The organism is Pseudarthrobacter enclensis (genome assembly GCF_030811655.1).
Classification (GTDB): Bacteria; Actinomycetota; Actinomycetes; order Actinomycetales; family Micrococcaceae; genus Arthrobacter; species Arthrobacter enclensis_A.
In genome coordinates this window covers 144,777-165,164 of the sequence record NZ_JAUSRE010000010.1, presented here as the reverse complement: position 1 = coordinate 165,164, position 20,388 = coordinate 144,777, and the positions used below count along the sequence as shown (strand labels likewise).

The 20,388-nt window shown below is 61.5% G+C and carries 24 protein-coding genes and 1 pseudogene; 15 read left to right on the top strand and 10 right to left on the bottom strand.

Annotated elements, in window-relative coordinates:
- Positions 1-386: 386 nt before the first annotated feature.
- The 3 genes from J2X98_RS11625 to J2X98_RS11615 are packed head-to-tail and all read left to right on the top strand — an operon-like array spanning position 387 to position 3,332.
- The gene (locus J2X98_RS11625) at positions 387-1,493 is read left to right on the top strand and encodes a tyrosine-type recombinase/integrase (RefSeq protein WP_307308149.1); all 1,107 of its coding nucleotides are present in this window, start codon (positions 387-389) and stop codon (positions 1,491-1,493) included.
- The gene (locus J2X98_RS11620; RefSeq protein WP_307308146.1) at positions 1,487-1,825 is read left to right on the top strand and encodes a helix-turn-helix domain-containing protein; all 339 of its coding nucleotides are present in this window, start codon (positions 1,487-1,489) and stop codon (positions 1,823-1,825) included. The genes J2X98_RS11625 and J2X98_RS11620 overlap by 7 nt, the downstream gene beginning before the upstream one ends.
- The gene (locus J2X98_RS11615) at positions 1,815-3,332 is read left to right on the top strand and encodes a recombinase XerD (RefSeq protein ID WP_307308142.1); all 1,518 of its coding nucleotides are present in this window, start codon (positions 1,815-1,817) and stop codon (positions 3,330-3,332) included. The genes J2X98_RS11620 and J2X98_RS11615 overlap by 11 nt, the downstream gene beginning before the upstream one ends.
- Before the next feature lie 48 nt (positions 3,333-3,380).
- Here the strand turns inward: J2X98_RS11615 and J2X98_RS11610 are convergent, their stop codons facing one another.
- A complete protein-coding gene (locus J2X98_RS11610) occupies positions 3,381-3,599 on the bottom strand; it encodes a hypothetical protein (protein WP_307308139.1) in 219 nt (72 codons plus the stop codon).
- Positions 3,600-3,851: 252 nt separating this feature from the next.
- Between J2X98_RS11610 and J2X98_RS11605 the strand changes: the two genes are divergently transcribed.
- The 3 genes from J2X98_RS11605 (at position 3,852) to J2X98_RS22230 (ending at position 6,496) form a co-directional block, all read left to right on the top strand.
- Entirely contained in the window at positions 3,852-4,436 is a 585-nt protein-coding gene (locus J2X98_RS11605) for a hypothetical protein (RefSeq protein WP_307308136.1), read from the top strand.
- Positions 4,437-4,612: 176 nt separating this feature from the next.
- Positions 4,613-5,233 (top strand): recombinase family protein, encoded by a 621-nt coding sequence (locus J2X98_RS11600; RefSeq protein ID WP_307308134.1) that lies wholly within the window; start codon positions 4,613-4,615, stop codon positions 5,231-5,233.
- A gap of 1,005 nt (positions 5,234-6,238) precedes the next feature.
- On the top strand, positions 6,239-6,496 hold the full coding sequence (locus J2X98_RS22230; RefSeq protein ID WP_373460872.1) for a helicase associated domain-containing protein: 258 nt from the start codon (positions 6,239-6,241) through the stop codon (positions 6,494-6,496).
- Positions 6,497-6,846: 350 nt separating this feature from the next.
- On the opposite strand, the gene J2X98_RS11595 is transcribed toward J2X98_RS22230, so the two are convergent.
- Both J2X98_RS11595 and J2X98_RS11590 read right to left on the bottom strand, forming a co-directional pair.
- Positions 6,847-7,239: a nuclear transport factor 2 family protein gene (locus J2X98_RS11595; protein WP_307308131.1), complete on the bottom strand. Its 393-nt coding sequence runs from the start codon at positions 7,237-7,239 to the stop codon at positions 6,847-6,849.
- Positions 7,240-7,385: 146 nt separating this feature from the next.
- Positions 7,386-7,817, bottom strand: a complete 432-nt coding sequence (locus J2X98_RS11590) for an ester cyclase (protein WP_307308129.1) — start codon at positions 7,815-7,817, stop codon at positions 7,386-7,388.
- Between the two features lie 536 nt (positions 7,818-8,353).
- Between J2X98_RS11590 and J2X98_RS11585 the strand changes: the two genes are divergently transcribed.
- From J2X98_RS11585 to J2X98_RS11555, 7 genes are all read left to right on the top strand, one after another.
- Positions 8,354-9,163, top strand: coding sequence for a VOC family protein (locus J2X98_RS11585; RefSeq protein WP_307308127.1), 810 nt, complete (start codon positions 8,354-8,356; stop codon positions 9,161-9,163).
- 243 nt (positions 9,164-9,406) lie between these two features.
- A complete protein-coding gene (locus tag J2X98_RS11580; protein WP_307308125.1) occupies positions 9,407-9,841 on the top strand; it encodes an SRPBCC family protein in 435 nt (144 codons plus the stop codon).
- Positions 9,842-10,096: 255 nt separating this feature from the next.
- On the top strand, positions 10,097-10,315 hold the full coding sequence (locus J2X98_RS11575; protein ID WP_307308122.1) for a hypothetical protein: 219 nt from the start codon (positions 10,097-10,099) through the stop codon (positions 10,313-10,315).
- A 50-nt stretch (positions 10,316-10,365) separates the two neighbouring features.
- A complete protein-coding gene (locus tag J2X98_RS11570; RefSeq protein WP_307308119.1) occupies positions 10,366-11,988 on the top strand; it encodes an ABC transporter permease in 1,623 nt (540 codons plus the stop codon).
- A 470-nt stretch (positions 11,989-12,458) separates the two neighbouring features.
- Complete coding sequence (locus J2X98_RS11565; RefSeq protein ID WP_307308117.1) at positions 12,459-12,740, top strand: hypothetical protein; 282 nt, start codon at positions 12,459-12,461, stop codon at positions 12,738-12,740.
- Positions 12,727-13,083: a hypothetical protein gene (locus J2X98_RS11560; protein ID WP_307308112.1), complete on the top strand. Its 357-nt coding sequence runs from the start codon at positions 12,727-12,729 to the stop codon at positions 13,081-13,083. Before J2X98_RS11565 ends, J2X98_RS11560 begins: the two co-directional genes overlap by 14 nt.
- Positions 13,084-13,142: 59 nt before the next feature.
- The gene (locus J2X98_RS11555) at positions 13,143-13,967 is read left to right on the top strand and encodes a hypothetical protein (protein ID WP_307308110.1); all 825 of its coding nucleotides are present in this window, start codon (positions 13,143-13,145) and stop codon (positions 13,965-13,967) included.
- A 428-nt stretch (positions 13,968-14,395) separates the two neighbouring features.
- Here J2X98_RS11555 and J2X98_RS11550 read toward each other — a convergent pair whose 3' ends face one another.
- From J2X98_RS11550 to J2X98_RS11535, 4 genes and pseudogenes are all read right to left on the bottom strand, one after another.
- Positions 14,396-14,734 carry a DUF7793 family protein gene (locus J2X98_RS11550; protein WP_307308108.1) on the bottom strand — a complete coding sequence of 113 codons (339 nt, stop codon included), beginning with the start codon at positions 14,732-14,734 and terminating at the stop codon, positions 14,396-14,398.
- 570 nt (positions 14,735-15,304) lie between these two features.
- Complete coding sequence (locus J2X98_RS11545) at positions 15,305-15,541, bottom strand: hypothetical protein (RefSeq protein WP_236800024.1); 237 nt, start codon at positions 15,539-15,541, stop codon at positions 15,305-15,307.
- Between the two features lie 559 nt (positions 15,542-16,100).
- A pseudogene (locus tag J2X98_RS11540) lies at positions 16,101-16,279 on the bottom strand (MarR family transcriptional regulator); the annotation flags it as partial.
- Between the two features lie 114 nt (positions 16,280-16,393).
- Positions 16,394-16,609, bottom strand: coding sequence for a hypothetical protein (locus J2X98_RS11535; RefSeq protein WP_307308102.1), 216 nt, complete (start codon positions 16,607-16,609; stop codon positions 16,394-16,396).
- Positions 16,610-16,620: 11 nt separating this feature from the next.
- Between J2X98_RS11535 and J2X98_RS11530 the strand changes: the two genes are divergently transcribed.
- Positions 16,621-16,875: a hypothetical protein gene (locus tag J2X98_RS11530; protein ID WP_307308100.1), complete on the top strand. Its 255-nt coding sequence runs from the start codon at positions 16,621-16,623 to the stop codon at positions 16,873-16,875.
- A gap of 830 nt (positions 16,876-17,705) precedes the next feature.
- Here J2X98_RS11530 and J2X98_RS11525 read toward each other — a convergent pair.
- Positions 17,706-18,806, bottom strand: coding sequence for an NADH:flavin oxidoreductase (locus J2X98_RS11525; RefSeq protein WP_307308097.1), 1,101 nt, complete (start codon positions 18,804-18,806; stop codon positions 17,706-17,708).
- Positions 18,807-19,005: 199 nt separating this feature from the next.
- Between J2X98_RS11525 and J2X98_RS11520 the strand changes: the two genes are divergently transcribed.
- A complete protein-coding gene (locus tag J2X98_RS11520; protein ID WP_307308093.1) occupies positions 19,006-19,353 on the top strand; it encodes an ArsR/SmtB family transcription factor in 348 nt (115 codons plus the stop codon).
- Between the two features lie 10 nt (positions 19,354-19,363).
- Here the strand turns inward: J2X98_RS11520 and J2X98_RS11515 are convergent, their stop codons facing one another.
- Both J2X98_RS11515 and J2X98_RS11510 read right to left on the bottom strand, forming a co-directional pair.
- Positions 19,364-19,717: a CHY zinc finger protein gene (locus J2X98_RS11515; RefSeq protein WP_307308090.1), complete on the bottom strand. Its 354-nt coding sequence runs from the start codon at positions 19,715-19,717 to the stop codon at positions 19,364-19,366.
- 14 nt (positions 19,718-19,731) lie between these two features.
- Complete coding sequence (locus J2X98_RS11510) at positions 19,732-20,373, bottom strand: biotin transporter BioY (RefSeq protein WP_307308086.1); 642 nt, start codon at positions 20,371-20,373, stop codon at positions 19,732-19,734.
- Between the last annotated feature and the right edge of the window lie 15 nt (positions 20,374-20,388).

Here is a 20,388-nt window from a genome sequence, read left to right as displayed (position 1 = left end):
GCGCGCGTTACCAGCAAAGCCCTGTTGACCTGCGGAAACGCTGGATTCGTCAAGGGAAGGGAGTTCTCGCAGCTACTTCTACTCCCGTACTTTAAGAGCCGATAATGGTGATTATGTCAACTAGTACTCTGCGTATTGCATCAGATGAATCAATCGTCCCAATCCCCCGGATCCACAAGGAGTTCTCTCACTTCCTTGAGATTCCGCGGAATTTGCAGCCTGACAGCCTTGATGTGCCGCTGGCCAGGTGCTGCCTGACGAGTGCAATGCTGACCCTTAGAGCTGTTACGACAAGCCTCTGACCTGCGGTTTTGTGCTGATGATGCATTTAATGAATCATTGATTCAGGAACTGTGCACGGATTTCGACGGAACTGTGGGGCGAAAATGGCGGTCGACGGGTCCGGGCGTGTGCTGCAGCTGAGCGCTGTTCAGCTGCTGCATCCCGAGGAACAGACGCTTGAGGACATGCTGGCCGGGTGGCGCAACCAGCAGCTCTCCAGGAACCTCCAGGTCGACACGATCGACAAGGGAATCGCAAGTGTCCGCAGGTTCGTGAACCATGTGAACGAGTTCCCCTGGAACTGGGGACCGGAACACGTCGAGGAGTATTTCGGTGACCTCCGCTCGATCCACCAGCTGAAGCACTCCACCGTCCGCGGCTACCAGTCCACGCTCCGCCGGTTCACGTCATACGTGTCGAACCCCGACTACGGCTGGGACCGGGTCTGCGAACAGCGCTTCGGCACACACCCGTCCCAGGTCTTCTTTGACTGGAACACCGCCTCCCACACACAGGAGTACGAAGGACGCGCCTCCAAGCGGCCCTTCACCAAGACGGAACTGCAGATGCTGTTCGATCACGCCGACGACCAAGTCCAACTCATCGCCGCCTCAGGCAAGAAAGGCTGGCAGGCAGCCTACCGGGACGCCGTCATGCTGAAAATCGCCTACTCGTACGGGCTCAGATTCAACGAGCTCCGGCACCTGCAAACCATCGACTTTGCGGCCAACCCGCAGGCGCGAAGGTTCGGCAAGGCAGGCGTCTGCAAGGTCCGGTTCGGCAAATCACGCAAGGGCTCCCCGCACAAACCCCGCAGCGTCCTGACAGTTTTCGACTGGACCGCCGGCATTCTCGAAGACTGGCTCGCCAACGGACGAGGCACGCTCGACACCCTGGACCTGTTCCCCAGCGAACGCGGCGGCCTAATCTGCGAATCCACCCTGCTCCGCCGGCTCCGGCGCTACCTCAACGAGCTGGGCCTGCCAATGGATGGCCTGGACCTGCATTCGCTCCGGCGCTCCTATGCAACGGACCTGCTGGAGGACGGATGGGATCCTAGATTCGTGCAACATCAAATGGGCCACGAACACGCCTCCACCACCGGGATCTACCAGTTCGTCAGCGACGACTTCCGCAACATGACTCTCCGGGCGGCCCTGGACCGCACCATGGACGACGTCCTGGGCGTGCAGATGCGAGGTCAATGGTGAGACGCGAAGTCGAATACAAATGGCGGCTCTCCGAGCTCATGGCAGCACGGGGACTGCACAACACCACCGACCTCATCCCCCTGCTGGCCGAGCGCGGCATCAGCTTGTCCCGGCCACAGGTTTACCGTCTCGTCAACCAGAAACCCGAACGCGTCGCACTGCAGGTTATCGCCGCGATCTGCGACATCTTCTCCTGCGGACCCGAGGACCTCATCACCGTCACGGCCGCCGATGTCCGGGCACGCAAAACCGGAACCAGCGCCCCCAACGTCGTCGACCTGAACCGAACCGTCAGACCCCGACGGGCACGCATCATCGACAATGACCACTGACAAACCCGAAGGCCTCAGCCCCCGCAGCACCAGCCGCGGCCGGCCCCGCACCAGCGGAACCGCCACGTGCGCACGCTGCGGCCGGGCCGTCGGCAAAACCCGCGCCACATGGCCCGAAGGTCGAATCTGCGGCCCATGCTTCACCACCGCCACCCGCACCCAAGGGACCTGTCCGGAGTGCGGCCAGCACAGACTTCTACCCGGTCCAACGGGCATCAGCGGAGGGCCACACTGCGCGCCCTGCGCCGGCATCCTCCACGACTTCCACTGCACCCGCTGCAATACGGAGGGCGAGTTCTACCGGCGCGGTATCTGCGCCCGCTGCGCCCTCCGGGAGGACCTCAATGAGCAACTGCTGACAGAATTTTCCGACCCCGAAACAACTGGCAAAATCGTCGATGTCCTCTGCAAAGCAGACCGGCCTGAAAGCATCATCACGTGGAAGCGCTCCCCCAAAGTCCAAGCCCTCCTAGGCTCTCTTTCACGCGGGGAAATTCCACTGACGCACGAAGGACTCGATGCCGCGGCCGAAACAGCGAGCCGCGAAGCCAATCACCTGCGCGCCCTGTTCATCCATCACCAACTCCTCCCCTACCAAGACCCATATCTGGCCCGGTTCGAGACCTGGATTGAGAACAAGCTCCGCGACTTGCCCGAGGAGGTCGCCAAACCCGTCGCACAGTTCGCCACCTGGCACCACCTCCGCCGCATCCGGTCCATGACAACACCGGAGAAAAGCGCTCAGGCCCCGGTCCACTCCGCCAAACAAGAGATCACCGAAACCATCAAATTCCTGGACTGGCTCTGGGATACCCACCAGCGGACCGCAGCGACCTGCATCCAGCAAGACATCGAAACCTGGCTCGCGACTGGCCCCACGACCAGGAAAGCCATCCGCACCTTCATCGTCTTCATCAAGAACACCGGCACCAACCACCGAGTGGACATGGGCCACTACACCGCCAAAACCCGCCCAACAATCACACAGGACCAACGCATAGCGTGGCTGCAGGAACTACTGACCGGCACCAGCGAATCCCTGCCCTACCGCGTCGCAGGCATCCTGCTGCTTCTCTACGCCCAACCGCTCGTGAGGGTCGCCAAACTCCGGATCGATACCGTCGAAACCAATGAAGCCAACGGCAACATGTGGATCACCTTCGGCACGCACCCGGTGCCCGTTCCCGAGCCCTTCGCCGGCTTGCTTCGAGAGCACCTTAAAAGACGTCCGAACCTCAGGACAGGATCAGACACCCAAAGCCCTTGGCTCTTCCCTGGAACCCGGGCCGGACAACCCCTACACCCCAACGGCATCATGGGCAGGCTCCGTGGCCTGGGCATCGACCTACTTGCCGCACGGAACACTGCGTTGGACGAACATCTGTTAATGTCACCACCGCCACTGGTCGCCGACGCTCTCGGCTTTAGCCACCAAGTAGCCTTCCTCCACGCCGACAACGCAGGCGACGCCTGGTCACGCTACGTCAACCTCCGCACCAAGCCCTGACCCCGTGGGCAGACCACGCGGATGCTCCGAAACGGACGACAGGAACTCCTAATTTTGACTAGGCGGAAGCTTTGCTGCCCGGTAATACCACCAGACACTGAAGACGAAAAGAGCCAAATTTAGAGCCTGGGTGGCCCAGTACCAGACAGTCGCCTTGGCACCCTCTGCGAGCACCGCATACAGGTTGCTGGCCGACAGCAGCACAGCGAAAATCCCCATAATGACGGCGTCCATCTTCTTTGGCCGCTTCCAATCCCAGGCGCCCATGCCCTGAGCCTAACGTCAGCATCATGGGTTGTCACGAGAGTTTTAGGACCGCATGCGCCCGTCCTTGGCACCCATGGATATCAAGCGCATCGCATCCTAATTGATGATCATGCGGCGTTTTACGGCAGGATTACGCACACACTGAATCCGCAGGGATGCCAGTAAAGTTGCAAAGCTAAAATTGTTGTCAACCAAGGTTGCCTAAGCCCATACTGTCACTTTAGCAATTGGGGCCGGGCGAAGGGAAGCAGAATGGGATGGTTTACCGAGGGCAGTGATCACGAAGGCTACGTCGTGTCCGTCTTCGCAGATGGCATGTACGGCTCGGGTGGCAGGTACATGGAGATCAACCTGATGACGCCCGACGGCCGGCCGGTCAGTCACGAGAATGACCCGGACAGTGATGCGTGGCGGCCGCCGTCCCAGGTGGTCGGATGGCGGGTTGCCTGCAGCTGCGTTCCGTTCCGGGAACACGTCATCCTGGACCCGTTGTGGACACGGGTCTGGGACCCGGCTGACGAGGACATCGCGGCAGGGCGCATCTACGCCGGTCCGCCTGACAGCGCTGATGCCGCTGACATCAGCGACCGGGAGAACCTGGAGCCAGTGTTCCTGCAGGTGTGGCAAGGCCATGTCGCCCCGGAGGTGTCGCTGCACACCATCGGCACCCTGAGCCAGACCCTGAAGGACCTTGAAGCCCAGCTAGACGATGCAGTCGCAGCTGCCAGGGCTGCGGGTGTCTCCTGGGACAAGATCGGACGGGCGTTCGGAATCAGCCGCCAGGGAGCGCAAAAGCGGTGGGAGGCACGTGACGGGCAAACAGCTGCAGAAACGTGAGGCGTGCAGCTCCCCGCGGAGCCAACCGGTCCTATTAGTACCCGGATAAGGGCCGGCCGTGCCGTCAACGCCCTCGGCGGCCTGATTCGGAGCAGTTTTCCCGGCTGTCGTGCTTGACGTTCCTGCTGGCGGCACTGACACTCGAACTCACCACATCAAAGGGGTTGGAGGCGGCCGTGAAAGGTCAGCGGATCGGCTACGTGCGCGTGAGCACACTGGACCAAAACGAACTGCGCCAGCTCGAGGGCCACGTCCTGGACAGGGTTTTCAGGGACAAGGCTTCTGGCCGGGACACCGCCAGGCCGCAGCTGACTGAGCTGCTGCGGTTCGTTCGCGACGGGGACACCGTCGTCGTGCACAGCATGGACCGGCTGGCCCGGAACCTCGATGATCTCCGCGCTCTCGTCCAGGGCCTTACCCGGCGAGGGGTGCGGGTGGAGTTCCTCAAGGAACAGCTCCTCTTCACCGGTGAGGACTCCCCCATCGCGAACCTCATGCTCTCCGTCATGGGTGCCTTCGCTGAATTCGAACGGTCACTGATCAGGGAACGGCAGCGCGAGGGCATCGCCTTGGCCCAGCAACGCGGCGTTTACAAAGGGCGGAAGAAGACCCTTACGCCGGAACGGGCAGCCGAGCTGATCCGGCGCGCCGGCACCGGAGTCCCGAAAGTTGTTCTGGCCCGGGATTACGGGATCAGCAGGGAAACCGTCTACCAGTACCTCCGGCAGGCAGCTCCAGCACAGGTCACCTCCCCCAGTACGACGGCTGCTGCCGCTGCAGCGGGCAACCAGCAATGACCTACCACGGGTCGTCAACCAACCTCGGTGCCGGAACCGGTTGAAGCGGCTGTTGAAGGCGTCTCGGGGTCAGTGAAAACAGCGAAGCATCGACGACATGCGAACGCATCGCTGCAGCCCCGCCGCCCGGCCCAATGCGGTCCCGCAAATGCACATCTGAAGCAGTCCGCATCGGAATATGCACCATCATCGGCATCAAGCCTGACCGTCATGGCTCGATGGTAGACGGCCGTCCCAACCCGTGAATAGAGAACGCGGGACAAAGCGGACTTAGCGGCCAAGGTGGTCGTTCATTCCGCGAACGCCGTTCCTCCTGTTCCCAGCTGGCTTCAAGGTCCAGCCTGCAAGATGTGGGTGGAACTCCGGCCAACCGCTATTTGGCCGGAGTTTCGCCATATCCGCTGCGCAGGCTTAACTGACTGCAGTCACGGTGTACCGCCGTCGCTCATACTTTCTTTGGAACCTCGAAGCAGCGCTCCCCTCCCCCAGGGTTACGGTAGGTCCGTTATCGGCGTTAGCAGCCCGGGCGGGTAGAAGTATGCCAACAACCCGCCGAACCACCACACGCGACGTGGCCATCCTTCCTACCCGTGTGAATGTCATCGAGTACAGATTCCATGGAGGATTTCGATGATTCTTTAGCAAGTCGCGTACTTTGTTCGCTTTATCGGCAAACACTGCCGGCCTCCTTCGGCCTACTCGGCCGACCGGTTTGAGCGTGTCCTAACTCGTTGGCTTAACAATCAGCGCTCAAGCGTGCGGGACGGCCTGCTTTCGCGGGAGAAAGCTGCGAGCTAGTGCGGCTGTTACCTGGCTGGAAGTCACCGAATTGGATACGTCGAAGCTGGGATCAATTGCTGCTCCGCGTGATCCAATTCAAGACTGAGCATGAGCGGTGGCCATCACGGGAGTCCCCGGACCGCCAGGAGCGAACGCTCGCGCGTTGGCTCTCCCGCCACGGCCATCCGAGACAGCGCCCGTCTGACCTGACTTCAAACAGAACGAATGGCCCGGCTCGACAAAGATCTGCCCGGCTGGCGGATAAGCGATTCCCCGCGGAGCCGTGACGAGGGCTGGAACTCGCAGCTGCAACAACTTCTGGATCACATAAGTCAGCACGGGAGCCTGCCCGTCTGGGCAGGCTCCCGCTCGAAAGAAGAAAATTCGCTGGGAAACTGGCTGCGGTCCCAACGACAATCTCTACAAGCGGGCCGACTCCAGCGGGAACGAGGTGACAAGTTCGACGCCATCGCCCCAAGCTAGGGCGGGACTAGCTCCCCTTGCCTTGCACCGCGGGCTCGACGGCTCGTTGGTCGCCGCCGCTCTGGGTGAGCGTGCCCTGTCTTTTCCGCTCGTAGCCTGTGGCGGAACTCTGCAGATCTGCAAGGCCAGGGTCTAAGGACTTACCGATTAGCTTCCGCGCCACCGGGTTTCAGCCGGTGCCGGGGCCCGCCTGGTCTCTCCCGATGGAGTCGCCCTCTGCTGCATGATCGTGGCCGCCCGTGGGCTGCCGCGGTCGCAAGCTCGCTGCCCAACGGGCTGCAACGGTTGGAAGCCGCCGCGGCAAGTGACCGACGGGGCACGAGGGCCTTAGGACCGGGTAAGAGGCTCCCTCATGCCCAAAATTCGTCGGCGCTGGCCGTGTCGGTAAAGTATTCCCGGCCCTCTAGTACCTTGCCATCCCGCAGCACGAAAGCGATAACCGTTTCGGCGTCCAGCGTCTTTCCGTTGTTTTGAGCATGGCTCTGCTGGATGCCGATCGTGTGGTCTTCGCCTCCGACGATGTCCTCGACTGTCGCCTGGAAGGACCCGTTCGAGCGGCTTCCGAGTTCCCCAAAATATGCCAGAACGGCGTCCCGTCCTTCCTTCTTTCCGGACAAGACGCCACGGCCGGCCGCATACCAGACGGCATCGTCAGCAAATAGCTCGGCGAGGGTATTCATATCCCCTGCGTTGAAGGCATCGTACCCACGACGTACCAGTTCCGCGTTTTCCTGAGCACCCATTTTTCGGCACCCACCCTCTATCAGTGTTTGTAAAAAGAACATTTGAGGTCAGAGCCGCCGCTGGCCTGTAAACGACGGCCATAAGCAGCCCTATGGCGAAGTTTCGGTGGAGTTGTTCCGCTGCAGTCGGCAGTAAACACTCTGCTTCACATTCGTGGCATCAGTCCGAGCTGCCCCATCATAGACGCGACATCCGGGTGGGCCCGGAACGAGACGATCTTTCCGTTCCTGACCGAGGCGAAGTAGGTTCCCGTGCCGACCACTGACTTGCCCGTTGCCGGAATCTCTTGGTCGCCCATGCGCAAGGGACCGGTGTTCGTGCCGGTGAATTCGACTTCGGCTGCCACCTCGTTGTCGCTGACTACCCGGTTGATGGTCTTGACGTGCATGTCGGGAAAGGCCGAGAACCATGCGTCCATATAGGATTGGACCTGCTCCCGTGTCCGGAACGGCTCGGGCGCCATTACATCCGAAAAGGTGAACTCGTCGGCCAGCAGGCCGGCGAATCCGACCGGATCGTGCTGGTCCCAAGCCGCCATTCCGCGGTCGTCAAGCTGCTCAACTTCCGTGCGTGACATCACACATCTCCTTTTTGAAATTGTCCTGACGCCGATGATGCTAGCCTTGCCGCGGCCGCAATCAATGGGCCGTTGGACCCGAATATCCGGACCACCGCGAGGCCACTAAACACTCATGCCTCGAGCCGACGCAGGAAGACCACGAGGCCCACGGCAGACTCCTGTACAAGCCGCGCGCAGCCTGCCACAGTCGTGGGGTCCGAAGACTTTCCAATATGCAGCGCGATCCCGTGGGGGTGTGGATCAGTAACGACAGCCCGGGTTCGGCGGTCAGCTCCATGCCTATATACGCGAGGGCCAGGTCACCGACGGCGTGGTGGGGCACGCCGTCGACTTCGGAAAGCGTCGCTGATAGTACTGAGACCACCGGTGAGGTCATGGGAATCTCTTGTCCCTGGGGCCACGTCCGGGATCGTCTGGCAGTTCACCATGATTTTCCCTGACTGGCCTCCATCTGCCCGTCACGCATGGAATGCTGGGCTGGTACAACCTTCTACTCGACTGCCTCCCGGCGGTCAATCCTCGAAAGGATCGCTATGCCCCTACGTAAGGAACCGTGGCCCGAAGGAACTCCGAACTGGGTCGATGCACAGGTGGACGACGTCAAGGCAGCGGCCGCCTTTTACTCCACCCTGTTCGGCTGGGACATTCAGGACGCCGGACCCGAAGCCGGCGGCTACCACATGGCCTCCCTGGACGGGTCCGTCGTGGCCGGAATCGGCCCGAAACCCGATAACGCCGGTCCCATGCCCTCGGTGTGGAGCACCTACATAGCTGTTGACGACGCCGACACCACCGCAGGGAAAATCACCGCCGCAGGCGGGTCACTGATGATGCCCCCATTCGACGTGATGGACCAGGGCCGGATGACCGTGGCCTTCGACGCCACCGGCGCCGCGTTCGGGCTCTGGCAGGCCAAGGCACACCACGGCATCGCCCGCCACGGCGAACCCGGATCCGTTACCTGGAACGAGCTGCACACCCGCGACTACCAGCGGTCCCGGGACTTCTACTCACAGGTCTTCGGCTACACCTACACCGACCTCGACGGCGGGGACGCCTTCACCTACGCCACCATCGAACGCGGCGCCGACGGTCAGACCGTCGGCGGGATCAGCCACGACACCTCCCTTGGCGAGGGAATGCCCAACTACTGGTTGACCTGGTTCGCCGTTGCCGACCCGGACGCCACAATCGAGCAAGCCACCGGCCTCGGAGCCGGGGTACTGTTCCCTGCCACTGACAGCCCATTCGGCAGAATGGCAGTCCTCCGGGGGCCCCAGGGCGAAGTCTTCGGCATCATCCAACCACCCGCCAACCAGCCCACAGACACCAACCAGGCCTGAGGCACCGGAGGGTGGCACAGTACCTCGATAGCTGGCAACCCTCCGCGGGCCCCAGTCCGAATTACGACGGCTCCAAGAAGTAAGGGCCTTCAAAAAGTCTGGTCAGTTCCACCAGCGAGGCCGGGATATGTCCGCACCAGGAAACGTCACCGTCCCGAAAGCCGCCCCTTGCTGTACATCCGGTCGCTGGTTTTCGGGCGCCGCCAACATCCGCCCGACCCGGCTAACAATTGAAAGGCAACAATGGCCCACGCCGAGAACGAGATCACTATCCACCGCTCACCGCTGGACGTTTACGCATTCCTCGCGGACGGATTGAACAACCCGAAGTGGCGTTCCGGAATTCAGTCGATTTCCTTGAAAAGCGGTACACCCGGGACCGTTGGCGCCGTCTACGGCCAGACTCTCACTGGGCCGGGCGGCCGGCCCATTGCCGGTGATTACACGATCACCACGGCCGACCCCGGCAAACGCCTGAGCTTCCAGGTTGTCGCTGGACCGGCACGCCCCGCCGGTGAATACCACCTGACCGAAGTCGCCACCGGAACCGTCGTCCACTTCATCCTGGACTTGCAGCCGAAGGGCCTGATGAAATTCGTTGAACCCATGATTACCCGCACCATGCGGGCCGAGGTCGACCAACTAGGCAACCTCAAGAACATCCTTGAATCCTCGTAACCAATGCCCCGCTGGCGCGGAGGTGCGGTTCACGGGGTAGGTTCGGTGACCTCGACGCCGTTGTTACCTATGCTGCGTACCCTGTCACTGACGACTTCCGGGATCAGGACCAACTGGCAGGGCGTCCAACTGTCGGGCCCGGGGCAGGCGGGCCGCGGCGATCGGCCTGGGCTCTGCCGATGGACTGATGGGGCTCCGCTAGGCCTTGGCGGGCAGTGCCTTCGGACATTCACAAGATCCCGAAACCTGCGTAGCGTGAACCATATGGACACCGCCGTCATCCGGACCGTCGGGCTGCGTAAGGACGACGGCCGCGTCAAGTTCGGCGCGGACTCCGACCGCGTTCACGAGCTATTTCCCCTGCTCGGTCCCCTCAAAGTCAAGGGCCTCCTCATCTCTCCTCCCTCGCTTGAGGAGCTTCTGCCGCTACTACGGCGTGACGGCCACACCGCCCGCCAACGGAGCACGGCATGACGGCCCACTCGCCGCCGCCATCGCAAGTGAGGAGCAGGCGGGAATCTGAGATGAGTACGCTCCTGACCCTGTACTGGCAGCGGCTGCGCAGAGACCGCTGGCGGCTCCCTATCTGGGTGATCACGATCGGCTTGCTCGCGTTCCTGTCGGTCACGACGATCCTCCAGACCTATGGCGTCGAGTCATCCCGCGCCGAGGTCCTGCGGCTGGCGACTGCGACCCCCGCGATCCTCATGCTCCGCGGCCTCGTCCGTGGGCCGAGCGAAGGCGCGTTCACGTTCTTTGCGCTGTTCGCATTCATTTCGCTTCTGGCCGGGTTCATGAGCACCTTCCTCGCCGTGCGACACACCCGGGCCGAGGAAGAGTCGGGCCGTGCGGAGCTCGTCTCGGCGACATCCGCGGGGCGCTGGACACCGCTGGCCGCAACGGTTGTCCATGGGTTCGTCGCGAACGTTCTCGTGGCGGCGGCCCTTGCCGCCGGTCTCACGGTCGGCGGGCTCGAACCCGGCGGTTCGCTCGTGACGGGCGCGGCAGCGGGAGCCGTCGGGATGGCATTCCTCGGCGTCGGGCTGCTCTCGGCCGAGTTCATAAGTACTTCGCGCGGGGCCAACGGGATCGCCTCGGCGCTCGTCGCACTCGCCTACCTCCTTCGCGGCTTCGGCGACGCGACAGGGAAGGTGAGCCAGGACGGTCTCACCGTTACGGCAGCGTGGCCGAGCTGGCTCTCACCCATCGGGTGGGGCCAGCAGACCTTCGCGTACACGGGCAACCGACTCTGGCCAATCGCGCTCCCGCTCGCGCTCGGAGCAGCGTGCATCGCCGCGGTCGTCGTCCTCATGTCACGGCGCGACGTCGGCGCAAGCGTCCTCACGGGACGGGCAAGCCGCGCTTACGCGCGGGCGAGCCTCCGAGGCCCGTTCTCACTCGCAGTACGCCTCCAGCTGGGTGCGATCATCGGCTGGTGCGGCGGCGGCCTCGCGACCGGACTCCTCGCTGGAGCCCTCGGCTCCGCCGTCCAGCAGTCCCTCAACGATGCCCCATCAATGACGAGCGTCCTGCGCGCCCTAATCCAGGCCCAGGGCACGTCCATGACCCAACTCGTGATCTCGGTCCTCTTCGAATTCGCCGGGGTACTGGCCGCGGCATGCTGCCTGCAGACAATCATCCGGTTAAGGCAGGAAGAGACGGCCGGCACCGCCGAGCTTATCCTGGCGCAGCCCCTCAACCGAGTCCACTGGCTCGCAAGCTTCCTGGCCCTAGGTGCAGCCTCGGTCGTGCTCGTCATGGCGTTCGCCGCGATAGGCGCAGGGGCGTCCCTGGCCGCGTCCGGGGACACCTCGGGCGCCGTCACCGGTGTGTGGCAGAGCGCCGCCGATCAGATCCCCGCCGCCCTGATCTACCTTGCGCTGCCGGCGGCCGCCTTCGCCCTCTGGCCGCGCTCAACCATGCCACTTGGCTGGGGCACCCTTGTTCTGGGCGTGATGATCGGCATCTACGGCGGCATGATCGGCTTGGACAAGAGTATCCGCGACCTCTCCCCGTTCACCCACACGCCCGTTCCCTCGGCCGACGGCACCGACTGGACCGATGGGTTCTGGATGCTCGGCATCGCCGGGGCCCTCACAACCCTTGCGCTCCTCTCCATGCGGTGGCGGGAGCTAGGAACGGCGTGAATGGACATCCCCACGGCCACCTCGAGCTTTGGCGTAGAACAATCCTGCCGGCGGCTCGCGGGGTAGAGGGCGATTTTGGAGCGGTCGCCGTCCTGCGGGTGCAGCCAGCCATGCAATTACTCGGCAGCCTCGCGGCCGTGAAAGCACCGACCATGATCGCTGCCGACGAAATGAGCTCCACATCATGGCAGCTCTGGCCACCCCTCCCCGAGGCAGACGAAATCTCCATAATCGGCATTCGACCTGTTTGAGATCCCGGTTCTTGGGCCTCCTGAACTTCTTGCTACGGCCCCTTACGACTTCCGAAGCCTGGATGTCGAAGGAGTCCATCAGCGCCACTGTCCAAGCACCAACTCGCAGTGCCATGGACATCGCAGTAGGAACTGAACCTGGGCGGTGGTTCCCGACCGCCTTGGTTGGCGCGGTAAAATAGGGCTACAGTTTATGGCTACAAAATAGTAGGATGGGATATGGCACCGCGGTGGGAACCATCGAGCGAGAAGCACGGCGTTTCGCGCCAGGACCAAACATTCGCGATCATGCACGCGAACTTCGTTCACGAGCTGGACGAGCCGGTCAAGGAGGGCAGGATCGTCCTTTACATCGGCCCGGAGCATGCTCAGACGGATCGCGAGATTGAGATTCTGGTGCACGAGTTCGGCGATGGAAGAGAATCTTCAATCTTCCACGCGATGCCGCTTGGACCAAAGTTCAGTCGATTCCGAGAGGAGCACCCTGGTGGCTGGAAATGAAATGGATTACGAGGCGCTGGCGCAGCGTCTTACCGACCCGGGAACGGAAGCGCGCGGGAAGGGAACTCCGCTACATGGACCTGATGCGGCCGAGGCTGGCCGATCCTTCCTGTTGCGGGAGTTTGGCAGCGAGGAAGCCCTGCAGGAGGCCCTGCGGCCGGGGCGTCCCAAAGTGGGCCACAAAAAATCCGAAGGTCCGTCTCCGACGGTGCGGGGACGGATTTCTGAGAACGAGTACCAAGCGTTCAATGACTTGGTTGCGGAGACAGGGAAGGGCCAAAGCGCACTAGTCCGTGAAGCCGTCCACCTACTGCTGCAGCACCACCATAAGATCGCCAGCTGACGCAGGAGCTGTCAAGGCAATGGTGGGGAATAACAGCTTAGATCTAGGAGGGTTCCCTGATGGTTGAGGTTGTGGAGGAGCGGGCGAGACTTGTGTTGGAGTATATAGCTATGCTCCAGCGGCAGGGCTATCGCCCCACAGTCGCCGAGGTGGACGCTTATGCTGCTCGTCCACACAGGGAAGGGCCCAAGCGACAGAACTTTGCTTACAGCCTGAGCACTATGATGGAGTCAGCGTTTTCAGGCCCCTTGATCGAGCGAGGCGAAACATATCTCGACTATTTGAAGCGACTCCGGTGGGCCAAAGTTTCGCAAAGTACGGTGGCGCTGACCCCTCTCGCCCTAGCGATGCTCAGGGACTTGAACTCACCAAAAGTGGATCCCGAAGCACAATCTTACGTCGAGGTGACCGTTGATCCGTCGGACAAGATGGCTTTCGCACGGCTTCTCAATCAATTTAATAATCTTGGGCCTGGCCTTCTCATTGATCCATACCTACGGCTGGAACAGTTCCTGGAAGTCGCCGAAGCAACCCCGGTGACACGCGTGCTTACCTCTTCTCGCGCATTTGGAACAGACCCGCAGCGCCGGCTCTATCAGCGCGCGCTATCTGCGGCCGATGGCAAGATTCAAGTTCGCCACATCGACAAGCTTCACGACCGGCATTACATCCCGGAGACGGGAAATATCTGGATGTTGGGCGTGAGCTTGAATGGCGTTGCCAAAAATATCAGCGTGCTGACTCAACTAGGCGATGAAAGCTCCAAGGTACTTCGAGACGCCTACGAGGGTTATTGGCGAGATGCTTTGGTTCTGGAGCCAACCAACGCAGTCGGTGCTGTTGAGCTTGAAAAAGAAGAAAGCAATAGCGCTAGCCCCAGCTAGCGGCTACGCGTCTCCGTAGCGTCCGGAAGACGGGATGTAAAACTGGCCAGGGCCCGTTCGCAGCTTCTCTCCTTCATCCGAAGAGGCAACCACTCCCCTAGGTTGACGGAAGATCAACTATCGGCTCTTTAAAGCTGCCGGGGGAGTGCCTCCCAGAGGGGCCGTTTCCTGACGTCGTTCGTCCCGCTTTTTCCCGAATTCTTGGCGATAGAACCGGCCAGCCAGCAGCTGGTTGACGGCGTCCTGCCATGCTCGTACTCGCCCCGCGTACGGCCTGGTCTTGCTACAGAGTTGGGGAATCCAGCCGGTCGTCCCGGGCTCTCTCCTTGTTCATCGGTGCGGCTTTAGCAAAACATTAAAGACTGTTTCCGAAGGGGGCGTGGAAGCCACGATACGTCGCCTTGGAACGTGCCGTCGATCTGAGTTATTCACTCGGTCAGCCAGGTTACCGCTTCGTCCATTGAGGTGAAGAACCGCGTCTGACACGAAGGGGTATGCCGTGCGGCATAAAAGGTGGCTATGACTTCGTCTACGGGACTGGCGCCCACGAGGGCCATCTGCGCGAGTGGCCACGGGGCTGCAAAAATCTCCGTGGCGCGGCGATCGATCCACTTCATGCTGGCCATTTCCACCAGCATTGGGAGGGCGCGCCCTGCACTCAGCTCAGCAGCGCGGCTCTTCAAGGCGGTCGCCTCGATTTCAGTGACCACTGCTCCGGGCGTCCATCGCACATGCAAGTAACCGTGAGGGGATAGATCGATGGTCACGATGTCACTTTCTTGCCCATTTAGTTCCACGACAACTCCTCAACACCCCGTACGCAAGCCCGTCCTTACTGAAATCAGCAGTCCAGAAATCTAGTCGTAGGTTCCCTGGGACCCTTTCATGTCACTTGTAAGGCCCTAGGCAGGCGTTCACGCCTCCTTCACGGTTGGTGGCGCAGATTAATCCGGGAAAGGCTTGATAGTTAGGGCTGGCATTCCTTGAGCCCGCGGGCGGACTGCGGGTGCGGAATAGTGCGCGAGGAGGGCTAGCAGCCTACAGGACATCGTTGTCAAATCGGCGCTCACCTCTTGGGAGAAATAGCACTGACGCATTGCCGCCTTGGATACAGGTGTCGGGTCAGCTGGCAATTTGTGCGGACCACGCTTTTATGTCCTCCGCAGTGAACCGTACGTCCGGCAGGGCAGCGCGGAGCCTTGTGGTTAACTCTTCCTCGACAACGAAGAGCGGCAGGCCGCTGGCGGTCGATGCAGTCTCCCGGATTGCTACTTCAACACGGCCAAGCAAAGCATTCAGCATTTCATTAGGGTCCGGGATTTCGGGTGACCCGCTAGTCATTGCCGGCCGGATTTCATTTGGCAGAATTCCTGGGTAGTTCCGTAGGGAACCTTGGTGCTCAGAGCCACTGTGAAGGATCCGGGCCCTAGGCGTGTGACCAAGATGCCCTGCCGGCCATCTTTCATCGCCTCGTGACGGGCAATTTCGACGGCTGCGGTGAGGTCCTCCTGAATAATCCATGGATTATCTCCCCTGACGTGATACGTACTCCCTGCCTGGACGGTGGTGATCATTACGTGGTCCTGCTTCTACTGATAAAGGTTTTTCGTTTTTTGCGGCGCGGATCAGTGTCGTGTCCACCGCTGCTCGGGGTTCTCGGCTCATGGCTTCGATTGGTCCCCGTGGCGACGTTTGGCGCAGAAAAGGGGGCGCTTTCTGAGACGGCTTTTGCGATACGCACAAATATGGTCGCCACAAATTCCACCCCGGCAGGTCCGGAATGGGGGCTGGAGCCTGCCGGGAGTGGAACCCGCAACCAAAGTATCATAGATTCGCCCACTAATTATTCGTGTACGAAGTCTTCAGTAACAATGTTGGTTGTAGGAAAATGCGGAGGGAAGAACGTGGCCAGTGGAGAGACCCCGGTTCAGAAGTTCATGCGGCGGACCGGGAAGTTGCGGGCCATTTTTTGGGCCTGCTCAGCAGGGCCCGGTTCAGGGGCGTGTGATAGTCCGGCAGGACGCGGCCCAGCGCCAACGTGAAGAGCAGCTGCCCCAGTGGACCACGGTACGCAACGCCGACGGCACAAGCTACCTCGTGTCCCGATAAACGCGCGGGTAGATTTCACGCAGGTCTGGGGCTCTTTTCCCACAGCGCAGCATGACCAGATATTGGGGGTGGGTGAGACCCATCCTGTCGAGCACAGGTTTGTATGCAGCGACGACGTTGCGGGCCGCGACGCTTAGGGCAAAGCACAATTGCTTCTCCCGCAGAAGGTCTTCCTTAGCTCCTGCTGTTTCGGTTTGCGGGATGCTCAACTCGGTCAATACAAATCTCCAGAACTGATAATTATCCGAGCATGCTCGGATGGGATGGCGGCAAGCCTGCGGGGTGGAGCTCCTCGGGGCGACCTTCCGACTACGGCTTTAACGCAGGGATATGTCCTCGGGATTCTTCGGTACGACGTAGGTGCTGCCGTCGGGGCGGTGACGGGTTTCCCACTGCTGTGTTTCGGCCTGGCGCTTTCCCAGTAGTTCCCTGTTTGCGCTCGTCATGTCGTGATCAATAGACGTTCTGTGGGCGGGTCCGAAGACGGCCCGCAACTTGCCCATTGCGTTCATGAATCTTTCCACAAAGGCCATCAGTGTTTCCTTTGCTGTCTCTTTTACACCTCGAAGCCGCCGGACTTCAGTCCCGCCGCAGGGCTGCAGGGAACGAGCGCTCCCTCGCTGCTGAACTGACCGAAGCCGGCGCCGCCCTCAAGAAGGAAGCGATGTCCGTGCCGGGAATCATGATGCAGAAACTGAAGCTGGAGCGCGAGGACGTTATACAGCTGCATACAGCAATGACCCGGCTTATCGCTGCAGCAAAGACTCAGCCCGCGATCACGGAGACGACCAACTCCTAACGCCAAGTGCGACCGGATCAACCCCTCAATGCCGAACCCGCCAGAGACTGCTTGCCAACTTGACGGCGCCGAGGGACGACGTTTGGCCCGCTCCCACAAGGTAATCAGGCCAACATCCCTGCGACTGACTTCACGACCAGCCAGAACAACCCGGTCGCCAACCAACACGGAAATGGCCCAGCAGCAGCGACAACAACGAAAAAACAGATGGCGGGCCGAAAGGGCCGGCCGTAACGATCAGAAAGCCATCATGGAAGACCCGCGACTCACGGCACCTCACTCACCGGAGGCGGACCATTCGCGGTTCGGCGTGCCGGCGTTGGTCCCGGGTGGGGCTGATACCGCCACATCCGATACCGCGCTAATGCCTCAGGGGTTCCTGGCCCACCGGCCGCCTCTTATCAACAGCAGTCATGCTGGTCGAGCATTCCTGGAACGAGAGACTGGCCGGCGCCGGCCTAACCCACGTCGGTGCGAGAGCCCTTGATGTTCCTTCCGCGACGGAGGAGCCCACGCGACAGGCAAAAATCGCGGGTGACTCCCGGACGCTCGCTTCCTTCCGTGCCCTTGCCTTCCCCTCCGCCGGTCAAAGGCGGATGTAAGAAAATCATGCGCGACCGTCGATATTAGGAGACTTCGCCCTGATCGGAAGGCACTGTCCGTAGCGCGATTGGGGGCCATGAGTAGAGGACCGAACCCACCCCACGCCTAATGCAGTCGGTTGGGGTATTCGCCTGTTGTTGGAATCCCTCGGCCCGCCCCGGGTGCGCGTTTGTTCGGAGGGGCGTTACCGTCAGGCGGGGCAAGGGGTTCGTTGTCCACTAGGGGGCTTAGGGAAGCAGTTCGAGTTCCCAGTCTTTGACGTCGGCCACGGGGGCGAACAGGCTCGCGTTCAGTTCGTCGAGTGGCCGGCCGTTCCTGACCCGGTTGGGCCAGTCCCGGTTGCCGAGGGCGGCCTTACCCAAGGCCACGACGTCGGCGGCGCCATCAGTGAGCATCGATAGGGCCGTTTCGGGGTCATCAAGGTGACCGTTGGCTATGACGGGCAGGCCTGTGTGCTGTTTGGCCAAGGCAGCCAACGATGGTCCCTGGTCCCCGAACGCTGGAGCGTAGGCCCGGTATTCGGTGGTGTGGATGAAGTCGACACCCGTGGCGGCGAGAGTTGAGAAGATAACTTCGGCCTCCTCGGCACCTCCGGCCCATCGGTGGTCGTGGTCGCTGACCTTGGATTGGGAGACGCGAATACCCACGGTCAGGTCCGGGCCTACGGCTTCGCGGACGGCCTGTGCGATTTCGGCCGGGAAGCGGACGCGGTTTTCTGCCGAACCGCCGTATTCGTCCGTTCGCAGGTTCAGGTAGTCGGTGAGGAACTGGTCCAACAAGTATCCGTTGGCGCCGTGGATCTCTACGCCGTCGAATCCTGCTTCCTTGGCGTGCAGTGCGGCATCCACAAAGCCCTGACGAACTTCGTCCATCTGTTCACGGCTGATTTCGGCAGGGACGCGGTACGGGCCCTCGCCGCGGTAAAAGTCCAACTGCTCACCCTTTGGGGCGACGGCCGACGGGGCAATGCTTCCGTCTTTGAAACGGTTTCCCTGCGCCTGGCCCCCGGCGTGCATCAGTTGGGCGAAAATCTTGGAGCCCGCCGCGTGCACCGCGTTAACGACCCCGGTCCAGGACCTGGCCTGTTCCTCCGTTGCAAGACCTGGCTGGTAGAGATAGCCCTGGCTGTAGGAGGCGTCAGGGTAGATGCCCTCCGTGATCAACAAGGCAAACCCGCCGCGGGCAAATGCCTCGTAGTAAGAGATCATTTTCCCGGTAACCAGCCCCTCTTCCGTCGCGCTGATACGCGTCATCGGGGCCAGTGCCACACGGTTTGGCAGGTGGGTAGAACCGATCTGCAGCGGGTTCCAAAGCGGCGTGGAGTTCATCGGATGTCCTTAAATCGTTGATGTACTTCCGGCCCAACGATTGAGTCTTGAGCGGGTGTTGTGGGTCATGAAAGCTGGGCGCGGGAAAGCATTGGCCTGGAAGGCAACATCGGGTTGTCTAGTACGACATGCATCGTAGTACGGAATACATCGTACAATAGAGAACGACCCGACCAGCCAACAGCAGGAGACCTTCCCCGTGCGATCACTTGCCCATCCCGAGAAGGGTGAGCTGCAGTTGGACGCCGTACTGTCAGCCCTGGCGGATCCAATTCGGCGGCAGATAGTCGGCTACCTCGCTGCATCCCCCGGAACACATGCCTGCAGTGCCTTCAATCTGCCGGTTACCAAGTCCACTTCGACGCATCACTTCAGGGTTCTGCGTGAAGCAGGCCTGATTCGCCAGGACTACCAGGGGACCGCGATCCTCAACTCACTGCGGACGGAAGACCTCGACGCACAGTTCCCGGGCCTCCTTCAGGCTGTCCTTAAACCCACTAATGTGGCGCCTTTGTCTCCGGTCGTGGACGTTCACGACCGGGACTGAGCCCACGGAATCACTGCCGGCTTTGCGATGCAGGCGCGGCTCCAGCCGCGTCAGGTGCCTGGAAGTAAAGATGGGCGTGGGCGCCACACCGTTCGTTGAAGCGAGCAGAGCAGTTCGGGCACGATGTGGTTGCCAGATAAGCGTGGATGGACATCTCGCATTTGCAGACACCGCATAGAATTGCCGGCTCTGGCCACTGGTTCCTTGGCCATGTTTGGGCCTGGTGATCGGCCTCTTCCTCGTGACAGAGATGGCAGGGGTAGTACCGAAGACAGCACTTGAACTTTATGGCTATCACATCCACATCGGTGCGGTAGTGGATGCAGTGGGTTTGGTCGTCGACGATTTTGCCGAAGATCTTCACGACTCTTGCCTCGCTCACTTCACGCGGCGGACAAGGATGTCGGGGAAGGCCCTGTGCACAGCCACCGCCGCAACCGATGCCACGGCGTCCTTCAGGATATCGCCGGGGTAGAAGATTAGATCACTGGCGAAGGCAGCCTGCCAGGACAGTTTGAGGTTCACCATCATGCCGAGTACGCCGGGCATGTGTGATGCGACCACCGTCACCACGATGCTGGCGAGGAAGAACCCAAGCCCACGCCGCTTGGCCGGAAGGCGCCGGATGATCTGCTCGGCGGCGATGCCAACGAGAAAGGCCGCAAGAAGGAATCCCATAATGTAGCCGGCAGATCCACCGGCGAGGACCTGCAGGCCCGCTCGGCCGCCCGAGAAGATCGGCAGCCCAGCGAACGCAAGAAGGAGGTATAGCGCGACCGCGGCGACGGCACGCGATCCGCCAAGGACGAGGCCGGTCACCATGATGGCCAAGGTCTGCAGCGTGATAGGCACACCGAAGCCACCGACAGGGATGCCCGGGACAATCGCCGAGGCCGCGATCAACGCGGCGAACACAGAAATAAAGGCCAGGGACTGCGCATCCCGCAACCCATGCGGCGCGCGGCGCCCTGCCTCGGCCCGGCCGCGGCGTGCCGAGGTCGGGGTCGTCGGATGGCTCATAGTTTCTCCTGGTCC